The organism is Wolbachia endosymbiont of Mansonella perstans (assembly GCF_020278605.1).
Taxonomy (GTDB): domain Bacteria; phylum Pseudomonadota; class Alphaproteobacteria; order Rickettsiales; family Anaplasmataceae; genus Wolbachia.
Genome location: NZ_JACZHU010000124.1, coordinates 1 through 2052 on the forward strand (window position 1 = coordinate 1; position 2052 = coordinate 2052).

At 39.1% G+C, this 2052-nt stretch carries 1 protein-coding gene; it reads left to right on the plus strand.

Going from position 1 to position 2052, the window contains the following annotated elements:
• The first annotated feature begins 138 nt into the window (after nt 1-138).
• The gene (gene typA / locus IHO13_RS05310; RefSeq protein WP_225538605.1) at nt 139-1968 is read left to right on the plus strand and encodes a translational GTPase TypA; all 1830 of its coding nucleotides are present in this window, start codon (nt 139-141) and stop codon (nt 1966-1968) included.
• The last annotated feature ends 84 nt before the right edge of the window (nt 1969-2052 follow it).

Below are 2052 nucleotides of genomic sequence, written 5' to 3' on the forward strand. Positions count from 1 at the left end.
ATCTTTAAGTAGTTTCTTTCGTTTCTATTGGATGACATACGCTGCTAAAAGTTTGTCATATGGTTATGCAAAAGGTCTATTTACTCTAAGTATATTACATGTATACTTATTACTAAATTAAATTTGAAATGATAAGAGATGAACGAATTTAAATCAATCCGTAATATTGCGATAATTGCGCACGTTGACCACGGCAAAACTACTTTACTCGATAACATGTTAAAACAAAGTGGCACGTTTCGTGAGAATCAAGAAGTTCAAGAACGAGTGATGGATAGTGGTGATCAAGAGCGTGAACGCGGAATTACAATACTTGCAAAATGTACATCAATAATGTGGGGCGATGAAAAAATCAACATTGTTGATACACCGGGGCATGCGGACTTTGGTGGAGAAGTAGAAAGGGTGCTATGCATGGCAGATGGTGTGTTGCTGCTAGTTGACGCTGCAGAAGGTCCCATGCCACAGACTAAGTTTGTGTTATCAAAAGCACTAAAAGCAGATTTGAAGCCGATTGTGCTAATCAATAAGGTTGATCGGCCAGACAGAAGAATTGATGAAGTGTTGAACGAAATATATGAATTGTTTTTCAACCTTGATGCAACTAACGAACAGCTTGATTTTCCAGTATTGTACTCTTCTGGTAGGAATGGCTGGTGTGTTAAAGAACTCTCTGACGAAAGAAAAGATTTAAGCCCATTATTTTCAACGGTTATAGATTATATAAAACCATCTATTTACAACCAAAGTGCACCTTTTGCTATGCTGGTTACTTTACTTGAGTCTGATAAATTTCTTGGCAGGATATTGACAGGGAAAGTTTACCAAGGAATTGCAAAAGTCAATTCAGATCTTAAGGTACTCGATCTTGATGGTAATGTAGTTGAGCGAGGAAGGCTGACTAAGTTATTCTCATTTTCTGGCTTAAAACGTATTCCAGTAGAGCAAGCTGTAGCAGGAGACATAATAGCAATTGCAGGACTTGAAAAAGCTTCAGTTTCGGAGACTATAGCAGCATCAGAAGTTACAACTGCAATCAGTTCAACTCCGGTTGATCCGCCAACAATGGCGATTACTATAAGTGTTAACGATTCACCTTTTGCTGGGCAAGAGGGAACAAAGCTTACTTCCACTGTCATAAAGGACCGTTTATATGCAGAAGCTGAGACAAATGTTGCGATTACTGTGACTCCGACATCAAGTGGCGAGGCATTTGAAGTGGGTGGACGTGGTGAGCTACAGCTTGGAGTTTTAATTGAAAATATGAGAAGAGAAGGTTTTGAGCTTTCTGTTTCGCGTCCTCGTGTATTATCTAAAGAAAAAGACGATAAAAAGCTTGAACCTATAGAAGAAGTGGTAATCGATGTAGATGATGAGTATAGTGGAATCATCATGGAGAAACTCAGCTTCCGAAAAGGTGAAGTAACTGACATGAGACCTTCTGGCAATGGTAGAACAAGGTTAACATTTTTAGTGCCATCAAGGGGGTTAATCGGTTATCAAGGGGAGTTTCTAACCGATTCTCGCGGTGCTGGTATCATCAACCGTTTATTTCACAGTTATGCTCCTCATAAAGGTCCAATTTCTGGAAGACGCAATGGAGTATTAATTTCTACTGACAAAGGTGAGGCTGTGGCGTATGCAATCTTTAATTTGCAAGATAGGGGAATTATGTTTATTAAGCCACAAGACAAAGTATATTGTGGTATGATTGTTGGGCAGCACAACCGCGACAATGATTTGGAGATAAATGTACTCAAAGGTAAGCAGTTAACAAATGTAAGAGCTGCAGGTAGTGATGAAGCTATAAAACTTACCCCGCCAAAAATAATGACTTTGGAAGAGATGATAGCATATATAGATGATGATGAACTGGTGGAAGTCACTCCAAAGTCTATACGTTTACGCAAGAAATTTCTTGATCCAAATGAGCGTAAACGTGCAAGAAGGGAGAAGAATAAGGAGTAGAGTTACAGCTGGAGGTTTTACTGACAGGCTTGTCTGCATTTTAGAAAAGCGTCTGATGATCAACGAAAAAATCGTAAGAGAGAG

Bases quoted from the DNA above. Each gene is read 5' to 3' on its own strand.
- typA (WP_225538605.1), top strand. From the start codon at position 139: ATGAACGAATTTAAATCAATCCGTAATATTGCGATAATTGCGCACGTT.